Here is a 9,262-nt window from a genome sequence, read left to right on the forward strand (position 1 = left end):
CGGCCCCGCGCTCCTCGACGCCCTCGGCCGCCTCTTGCAGACCGGTCTCGTCGCCGCCGGCGTGGCCGTCGTGTGGGTGGTCTGCCGCCGGGGCCGCAGCGAACGGCACCTCGACCGGGTACTGGACGAGCGTCTCGTACGACGCCTGCCGCTCGCCGCGTTCCTCCTGCTCGCCCTCGCCGCGGTGTACGCCGGGTGGGAGCGGCCCGGCTGGCATTCCACCGGGCGCCTCTCCGGAGATCTCACCTTCGGCGGCATCGCCCTTGTCCAGGGGCTGCTGGTGCTCGCCCTCGCCGTGGCCGCCCACCAGCTGTACCGCACGCACCCCGACCCCCGCTCCGCGATGCGCGGCCTCGGCGGACCCGCCGTGGCGACGCTGGCCTGCGCCCTGGGCGGCGTGATGTCCGGCGGTGTGTCGCAGCGGGTCGCGGACTGGCTGGACGGCACCCGCACGAGCATCCCCGGCCCTCCGGTCCTGCTGACCTGGCAGGCGTCCGTGATCCCCCTGGTGCTCGTCGTGGTCCTCGTCCACTGCGGGTGGCTGGGCCGCCGGGCCTGGCAGGCGAGCCGGGCCCAGCTCGCTGCGGTCGACGCCGAGTATCCCGACGAGCCCAAGGACCCGGCCCGCACCCGCCGTATCTCCCGGACCCGCGCCATGGCCGCCCTGACCGACCGCGGACCCCGGCTGCTCGGGGTGACCTCCGCCAGCACCCTGATCCTCGGCGCCGGAGCCCTGGTCGGCGCTCTGACCAGCCACAAGGCACCGGCCGAGGCCGCCGAGGGGACGTACGCCTTCGTCCGAAGCGCCGCGGCGACCGGGCAGGCGCTCGGCTCCTGGCTGATCGGCCTCGGCTTCCTCCTCTTCGTCACCTGGGGCCGCCGCGCCTACAAGGACCCCTCCGCCCGCCGCACCATCGGCATCCTCTGGGACGTCGGCACCTTCTGGCCGCGTGCCGCCCACCCCTTCGCCCCGCCCTGCTACGCCGAGCGCGCGGTGCCCGACCTGACCTGGCGCATCGCCGCCTGGACCCGCGCCACGGGCGGCCGGCTCGTGATCTCCGGGCACTCCCAGGGCAGCGTCCTCGCGGCGGCCGCGGCCTGGCAGCTCCAGCCCTCGGTCCGCGGCCGGGTCGCCCTGCTGACCTACGGCTCCCCGCTGGAGCGCCTCTACGGCCGCTGGTTCCCGGCCCACTTCGGCCCGGCCGCGCTCTCCGCCCTGCACCACGACGTGGACTGCTGGCGCAACCTCTACCGGCTCACCGACCCCATCGGCGGCCCGGTCCGGCTGCCCGGCGACTGCGGCCCCGAGGTGGACCACGAGCCGCTCAAGGACCCCCTCGCCTACGGCCGTACCGAGCGGCACCCGCTGCCCGCGCCGATCCTCGGCCACTCCGACTACCAGGCGGACCCGGTCTTCGCCGAGGAACGGGCCCGGCTGCTGGCCCGGCTCCAGCCGGAGGTGCCGGCCCCGCGCTCTCAGGGGGAGTCGGGCAGGTCCTCGGCGTAGAGCAGGGTCAGATCGTCGTGGGAGGGGTCCTCGACCTGGGCGACCCGGCTCGCGTGCTTCTCCACCATCGCCTCGAAGGTCTGGCGGGCGGTCCGGCCGTTGCCGAACGCCGGGCCCTTCGGCATGTCCGTGAAGTACTTCTGCAGCGCCTCACCGGTGCCCTGGGCCAGCCGGTACTCGTGCTCCTCGGCCTGTTGTCCGACGATCCGAAGGAGCTCCACCGGCGTGTAGTCGCTGAAGGTGATGGTCCGTGAGAAGCGGGAGGCGACACCCGGGTTGACGGAGAGGAAGCGCTCCATCTCGGCCGTGTAGCCCGCGACGATCACGACCACCGCGTCCCGGTGGTCCTCCATCAGCTTCACCAGCGTGTCGATGGCCTCCTTGCCGAAGTCCCGGCCCGAGTCCTCCGGCGACAGCGCGTACGCCTCGTCGATGAACAGCACCCCGCCGCGCGCCTTGTCGAAGGCCTCCTGGGTGCGGATCGCCGTGGAGCCGATGTGCTCGCCGACCAGGTCGACCCGGGACACCTCGACGAGATGGCCCTTCTCCAGGACGCCGAGCGAGGCGAGGATCTCGCCGTAGAGCCGGGCCACGGTCGTCTTGCCGGTGCCGGGGGAGCCCGTGAACACCAGATGACGCTTGACGGAGGCGGCCTTGAGACCGGCCTGCTGCCTTCTGCGGCCCACCTCGATCATGTCGGTGAGCGCCCGCACCTCGCGCTTGACGCTGTCCAGGCCCACGAGCGCGTCCAGTTCACCCAGGACGGCCTTGGAGGTGCGGGACGGGTTCTCGGGCTCCACGGCGGCGGCCGGCGGCTCCGGCTCGGTGCCGCGCTGCCCGGGGATGGAGCCCAGCAGGGTCGGCGTCCGGGAGACAGTCTGCACGGCCGTCTCGACGGCCGGCGGAGGGGTGAGGCTCCCGCTCTCGTCGCTCGTGCAGTCCTCGACGACGGGGCCCGCGCCGGGCGCCGCGTCCGGACCGGCGTCCGCGAACTCGTAGCCCCCGCGCGCGCACCGCTCGGTCCGGCACTTCCTGAGCGTCGAACGGCTGCCGTCTATCACGTGGAAGCCGTAGCCGCCGCTGCCCGTCACCCGGCAGCCCAGGAAACTGCCCCGGCCGCCCGCCGAGACGTAGAACCCGGCCTCCGCCGGGGAGGTGACCGTGCACCGCTCGATCGTCGGGTCCGCGCCCTTGGTGACGATCACGCCGGTCTGGGTGGCGTCCACGGTGCAGTTGTTGAGGGTTCCGCCGCTGCCGTGGTCACGGAACCAGGCGCCCGTCGCCGCCTCCCGGATCCGGCAGTCGTCGAGCTGGGCGGTGGCGCCGTCGCTCACCGACACGGCGGTGTTGCGGACCTGGGAGATGTCGCTGTCGACGACGTCCGCGCGGGAGCCGCGGTCCAGGACGAACAGCGCGTCCGGCACGTCGTGCACCCGGCAGGAGTCCAGCACCGCGGTGGCGCCGTCGCTGACCCAGACCGCCGGGTAGTCGCCCGTGCTGTCGAAGATCTCGCACTGGTTGGCGTCCACGCGGGTGCCCGGGTCCCACACCGACAGGCCGTTGCGCCCGAACTGACGGACCGTCGTGCGGGTGAGCGTCAGGACGGAGCGGGACCGCAGGTCGACCGCGTTCTCCGGGATGTCGTGGATACGGCAGTCGGCCAGGGTCAGCACCGCGTCCGTGTCGAGCGTGACGCCGTCGGCGGTGGTGCGGTGCACGGCGCAGTCCGTGAGGTGGGCGGCGGCCCGGGCGGTGACCTGGACGCCGCTGCCGCGCACCTCGTAGACCTCGCAACCCACCGCCTCCAGCGTGGAGTTCTCGCCGGTGGCCGACAGGCCCGCGCCCGAGGTGTGGTGGACCCGGCAGCGCTCCAGCCGGGGATGGGCACCGCCGCGCACCGCGACGCCGGACTGCCCGGCCGCCACGACCTCGCACTCCTCGAACACCCCGCCCGCGCCGTCCAGTACGGCGATCCCGACGCCCGCCGGGTTGTCCACGGTGCACCGGCGCACGGACGGCCGGGCGCCGCCGCGCACCTCGATGCCGGCCGCGGAGCGGGTCACGACCCGGATGTCGGTGAGCTCCGGGGTGCCCTCCTCGACGAGCAGGGCGGGGGCGGTCGCGTCCTGGCCCTCCACATGCAGGTCCTGGACCACCGCCGAGGCCCGCACGGTCAGCGGCACCCCGTCCAAGGGGGCGATGCGCACGGAGCCCGGCGAGCCCTCGGGGCCGCGCAGGGTGACCGAGCGCTGCACCACGAGGTTCTCCCGGTAGGTGCCGGGCGCGACGGTGAGGACATCGCCCTCGGCCGCGGCCTCCAGGGCGGCGGCGAGCGAAGCGTACTCACCTGTGCGGCGCCGCCACCTCGATGTGCCGGTGTGCGTCACCTGGACCGTGCCCTGTGCCATGGCGGTGCTCTGCCCCCACCTCGTAGTACGCGGGTTTGTGCTGCCGAGGAACTTCGGCCGGTCCACCGTAGCGTGCGCGCGGCCGGTGGGTTGACCAGAGCTGCAAGGCCGTCAGCTGCCGGTGCCGGTGCGGCCCCAGTCCGGGCCCGCGCTGTCCCATGCCTGGTCCCAACGGGCGTACCGGCGACGGACCATGCGCCACACGGCGAGCCGCCTGCCGCCCTCCAGCAGCCCCGCGGTCAGCAGGGCGGCGCCGATGCCGGCGAGGACCGCGTGGGTGGTCGCGGTGGCGGAGTCCAGGGGCCGGGCGGCTATGCGGCCGTGCAGGTCGGTCCAGAGCGCGAAATGGTCGCCGCGGTGCGGAGAGCGGAGCTCGGCCAGGACCGTGCCCTGCTGACTGGTGCCGTCCGGGCCGGTCCAGTCGGCCAGCACCCGGCTGCGCAGATCCCGTCCCGTGGCGGACTCGGGGTCGGCGTCCAGCGGGGAGCGGTCCAGCTTGCGGATCACGGTCGCCGTCACCTGCCGGCGGGAGTCCTGCTGCTCGCGGACCGAGCGCTGCAGGGCGTCCTGGGCGACACCTCCCACGACCGACCCGATCACCGGAGCGACGACCAGGATCAGCACCAGGGCCGCGAGAGCCAGCCAGGCCTCCGCGAGATCGGTCCCGCGGCGCAGCGGATTGCGCCGCCACCGCCACAGCCCACTGATCGCTCGCACCGTCCGCACCCCCTTCCCGCTCCGTGATAACCCCCTGCCGAGGCGTTCACGTGCCGGTCCGGCCCAAGAGAGAGCGAAATCACCTGTGCCGGGGCCTCTCATGAACTCCTCATGTAGGCCAACGCCCGGTCTGCGGGCAGCGTTCCCGGTTTCGGCGTCCGGACGGGTCTTTGGCGGATCTTCGTCCATCCGGCAGGGGATCTTCCTCTAGCCGAGGACCGTGACCGGGTCACCGACCCGGATCGTGCCCCGGGACTCGGGCACCAGGTTCTGTCCGAAGACGAGCTTGTTGCCGATGCGGCGGGAACGGCCCAGGGTGTACAGCGGTTCCTTGCCGCGATCGGCCGTGGCCTGGTCGGTGGTGGTCACCACGCACCGCCCGCACATCTTCGCCACACGGAAGGCGACGTCACCGATCGCGATGCGCGACCAGTCGTCCTCCGCCCAGGCGGCGGTACCCTCCACCACGACGTTCGGCCGGAAACGGTTCATGGGCAGGGGGCCGTCCGACGCGTGCGGGCCCTCGGAGATCAGGGAGTTGAGAGCGTCGAGGGAGGCCGTGGAGGCGAGCAGCAGCGGAAAACCGTCGGCGAAGGTGACCGTCTCACCGGGCCGCGCGTACTCGGGGTCCACGGGACGGCGGGCGGCGGGGTCGTCCATGTGCACCAGGCGCGCTCCGATGCCCAGGTACGCACTGCACCAGGCGTGCGCCGCCGGACCGGCTGCGGGTACGCCCTCGACCTTGTCCCGGAAGATCTCCGTGGTGACGGTGGTGTCCGGCACGGGAACGGACACGGTCAGCGGATCCATGCCGGGCGCGGACAAGCGAACGCCGCCGCCGGGCAAGGGCTCGGCGGCGGCCAGCGCGAGGCGCGGCTGCTGACGCTGGGTGACGACCTTTCCCCCGTCGTCGATCAGCATCCAGCGGCGGTCTCCGGCCAGCCCCCAGGGCTCCACCTCGGCCTGCCGGGGCGCCTGGCCCCGGACGGCCTTGACCGGATACACGTGAATCGACAGCAGCTGCGCATTCCCCATGAGGCCATCGTGCCAGGCGGCGCCGACAGCCCCGGAGGGGCGTCAGTACCCGCGGTACTGCTGGTTGTTGTACGGGTCCTGGTAGGGAGCCGGGGTCGGGCGCGGAGCCGCGGGGCGCATCGCCTCGTAGCCGGTGTTCATGCCGGGCACCGCCGGGCGTGGCTGCTGCTGCGGCCCGGGGTACCCGCGCGGCGCGGCGGCCTGCTGCGGGATGTACGCGGCGGGCGCCTGCTGCAGCGGCGAGGGCTGCTGCGCCTGCGGATAGCCGTAGGAGGACTGGGAGGGGCCCGCGGGAAGGGCGGGCAGGGCGGACGGCAGCGCGGGGAGGTTGCTCACCGGCATGTCGTACGCGGCGGGGACCCGGATCGGGGCGATCTGCGGGGTGCCCCGCTCGGCCACGAGCTTGTCGTAGATCGGGGTGTCCGGGAAGGCGGAGTAGTAGCCGCCGCCGTACGTGGAGCGGGGGGAGGTCATGGCACATAAGTTAAGCCCACGATGTGCTGGTTGGGGAGACTGAAAAGAGGGTTGTTTTCCGTGTCTGGCGTGACTCCCGATCCCCAATGCGAGCGAACTCGGCAAAAAGGGGCGACACTCGTGGTCGAGCTTGTGTACAGGCCGAGTTCCGAGCGGGTTACCGGCGGTTGATCACCGGGTTCCTGTGTGGGGCAGGGGAGTTCACCGTAGAGGCGAATAGGTCGGTCGGGTAAAACCGGAGGGGCCGCCGGGACGCGTCCTGGCCTGCCGACATCCGATGGAGGCGGACATGTCAATGTCGAAAGGTTCGAACGCCCCGGTGCCCACGACGGCGCTGCGCGTCGAGTTGGGATGGCGCTCGGGACCGGGGGTGCCCGATGCGGACGCCTCGGCACTGCTGCTCGTCGGCGGAAAGGTCCGCTCCGACGCCGACTTCGTCTTCTACAACCAGCCCGGACACTCCTCCGGAGCGGTCCGCCACGAGGGCAAGCGCACCGAGGGCGGCCGGGTCACCGACACGCTCCTGGTCGACCTCGCGCGCGTGGAGCCCGCCGTGGAGACCGTCGTCCTGGCCGCCTCCGCGGACGGCGGCACCTTCGCGCAGGTCCCCGATCTCTCTATCGAGGTCCGTGATGCCGCACACGGAACGGTGGCCGCGCGCTTCGACAGTACGGGCGCCACCGTAGAAACCGCTTTCGTTCTGGGGGAGTTCTATCGGCGCCAGGGCGCTTGGAAATTCCGGGCCGTCGGTCAGGGATACGACAGCGGACTGGAAGGGCTTGCTACGGATTTCGGTATCACCGTGGACGAGCCCCAACAGGCCGCGCCCGCCCCCGCGCAACCCGTCCGCCTCAGCAAGGTCACGCTCACCAAGGCGGCGCCCTCCGTCTCCCTCACCAAACAGGGCGGCGCCTCCGGCGCGATGCGCGTGAACCTCAACTGGCAGGTGCGCAAACAGTTCTCGGGTTGGGCCGGCAAGCGCGGCCGCGCCACCGCCATGCACACGGACCTCGACCTCGACCTGTGCGCCCTCTACGAACTCGCCGACGGCAGGAAGGGAGTCGTCCAGGCGCTCGGCAACGCCTATGGCGCGCTGCACCAGCCGCCGTACATCCACCTCGACGGCGACGACCGCACCGGAGCCCTCGCGAGCGGCGAGAACCTCACCGTCAACCTGGACCACCAGCGCGACTTCCGGCGCATCCTCGTCTTCGTGACCATCTACGAGGGCGCGCGCTCCTTCGCCGACCTGCACGCCACGGTCACCCTCAGCCCGCAGCACGGCGCGCCCGTCGAGTTCTCCCTCGACGAGTGCACCGTGCCCTCGACGGTGTGCGCGCTGGCCCTGATCACCAACACCGGGAACGACCTCGTGGTCCAGCGTGAGGCCCGCTACCTCGTGCCGGACCGCGGGGTGAGCCCGCAGCGGACCGTCGACCAGGTCTACGGCTGGGGCATGAACTGGACGCCCGGCCGCAAGTAGGCGCTCAGCTCTCGTCCCCGACGACGGTCTCCGGGCGCGCGTAGGTGCGGCCCTTCCAGGCCGCGCCGCGTCCCCGGTAGTGCTGCACGGCCGAGTCGACCGTCATCAGGAGGTACAGGAAAGCGGTGAACGGCAGCAAGGGAGCGAGCCAGAGCGGTTGCCGGTAGTAGCGGAGCATGGGCAGGTACGTTCCGGCCATGATCAGCCAGGCCGTGGCGCCGAGGACCGCTGCCGCCGCCGACCCGGTGACCGGTCCCGCCAGTACGGCCACGGGCGGCACCAGATAGACCAGTGCAAGTCCGACGACCGTGCCGAGCAGCAGCAGAGGGTTGTGCCGCAGCTGGGCGTACGCGCTGCGCGACACCATCCGCCACAGGTCGCGCAGCGCGGGATAGGGACGCACGCTGTCCACCCGCTCGGCCAGTCCCAGCCAGATGTGCCCGCCGACGCTCTTGACGGCCCGCGCGAGGGCCACGTCGTCGATGACCGCGTGCCGGATCGCGTCGGGAATCCGGGCCCGCTCGGCGGTCTCGGCGCGCAGCAGGACACACCCTCCTGCCGCGGCCGCCGTCCGCGCGCCCTTCCTGCCGATCCACCGGAACGGATACAGCTGCGCGAAGAAGTAGACGAAGGCCGGCACCACCAGTCGCTCCCACAGGCTCGCCACCCGCAGCCGGGCCATCTGCGAGACCACGTCGAAGCCGCCGGCGTCCGCGGCGGCCACCAACCGGCGCAGACTGTCGGGCTCGTGGGCGATGTCGGCGTCCGTCAGCAGCAGGAACTCGGGGCCACGCGCGCGTGCGAGACCGATGCCGTGCCGTACGGCCCACAGCTTGCCCGTCCATCCCGCGGGCGGCTCGCCGGGCGACGACACGGTCAGCGGCAGCCCGCCGTGCCGACGTGCCAGCTCGCGCGCGAGCTCCCCGGTGCCGTCCGAACTGCCGTCGTCTACGAGGAAGACCTCGGCTCGCCCCGGATAGTCCTGGGCGAGCAGGGACGGCAGGCTCGACGACAGCACCTCGGCCTCGTCGCGCGCCGGGACCACCACGCACACCGGCGGCCAGACCCGCGGATCACGTTGCGGGGGAAGCCTGATGTCGGTGCGCCAGAAGAAGCCCTGACAGAGCAGCAGCCACAGCCAGGCGGCGAGGGACACGGCGGCGATCCAGGTGATGGCGCTCACCCGCGCAGTCTGCCCCAGAACCGGCCGCCAAGGGCCCATCGACTATCGTGGCCGGGTGAAGATCGCGCTCATGGACTCCGGAATCGGTCTGCTGGCGGCCACCGCGGCGGTACGGCGACTGCGCCCCGACGCCGATCTCGTGCTCTCCCTCGACCCCGACGGCATGCCCTGGGGCCCGCGCACCCCCGAGGACGTCACGCAACGCGCCCTGGCCGTCGCCGAGGCCGCCGCGGCCCATGCGCCCGACGCCCTGATCATCGGCTGCAACACCGCCACCGTGCACTCCCTGACCGCGCTGCGCGCCCGTCTCGAACCCCGTGTCCCGGTCATCGGCACCGTCCCCGCCATCAAGCCGGCCGCGGTTTATGGGAGCGCTCCCATAGAACCGACGATGTCAAGCACACGTCAAGAAGGGTGAGCGCAAAAGAAGGGGCGGGCCTCGGTGCCGAGCGCCG

General features: G+C 72.6%; 6 protein-coding genes and 2 pseudogenes. 3 read left to right on the forward strand and 5 right to left on the reverse strand.

Features of this window, described 5'->3' with window-relative positions; genetic code table 11:
• Window positions 1-1,507 (forward strand): annotated as a pseudogene (locus tag ABZ896_RS50390) (hypothetical protein); the annotation flags it as partial.
• Here the strand turns inward: ABZ896_RS50390 and ABZ896_RS50395 are convergent.
• The 4 genes from ABZ896_RS50395 to ABZ896_RS50410 form a co-directional block, all read right to left on the reverse strand.
• Entirely contained in the window at window positions 1,477-3,915 is a 2,439-nt protein-coding gene (locus ABZ896_RS50395) for a right-handed parallel beta-helix repeat-containing protein (protein ID WP_360945473.1), read from the reverse strand. The pseudogene ABZ896_RS50390 and the gene ABZ896_RS50395 overlap by 31 nt on opposite strands.
• Window positions 3,916-4,026: 111 nt before the next feature.
• Entirely contained in the window at window positions 4,027-4,632 is a 606-nt protein-coding gene (locus ABZ896_RS50400; protein WP_360945476.1) for a hypothetical protein, read from the reverse strand.
• 207 nt (window positions 4,633-4,839) lie between these two features.
• Window positions 4,840-5,667: an MOSC N-terminal beta barrel domain-containing protein gene (locus ABZ896_RS50405; protein WP_360945479.1), complete on the reverse strand. Its 828-nt coding sequence runs from the start codon at window positions 5,665-5,667 to the stop codon at window positions 4,840-4,842.
• Between the two features lie 42 nt (window positions 5,668-5,709).
• A complete protein-coding gene (locus ABZ896_RS50410) occupies window positions 5,710-6,141 on the reverse strand; it encodes a DUF6643 family protein (RefSeq protein WP_360945482.1) in 432 nt (143 codons plus the stop codon).
• A 295-nt stretch (window positions 6,142-6,436) separates the two neighbouring features.
• Between ABZ896_RS50410 and ABZ896_RS50415 the strand changes: the two genes are divergently transcribed.
• The gene (locus tag ABZ896_RS50415; protein ID WP_360945488.1) at window positions 6,437-7,624 is read left to right on the forward strand and encodes a TerD family protein; all 1,188 of its coding nucleotides are present in this window, start codon (window positions 6,437-6,439) and stop codon (window positions 7,622-7,624) included.
• Between the two features lie 4 nt (window positions 7,625-7,628).
• Here ABZ896_RS50415 and ABZ896_RS50420 read toward each other — a convergent pair whose 3' ends face one another.
• On the reverse strand, window positions 7,629-8,846 hold the full coding sequence (locus tag ABZ896_RS50420) for a glycosyltransferase (RefSeq protein WP_360945485.1): 1,218 nt from the start codon (window positions 8,844-8,846) through the stop codon (window positions 7,629-7,631).
• 16 nt (window positions 8,847-8,862) lie between these two features.
• Here ABZ896_RS50420 and ABZ896_RS50425 point away from each other — a divergent pair.
• Window positions 8,863-9,168 (forward strand): annotated as a pseudogene (locus ABZ896_RS50425) (aspartate/glutamate racemase family protein); the annotation flags it as partial.
• Between the last annotated feature and the right edge of the window lie 94 nt (window positions 9,169-9,262).

Source organism: Streptomyces sp. NPDC047072 (assembly GCF_040643855.1).
GTDB lineage: Bacteria > Actinomycetota > Actinomycetes > Streptomycetales > Streptomycetaceae > Streptomyces.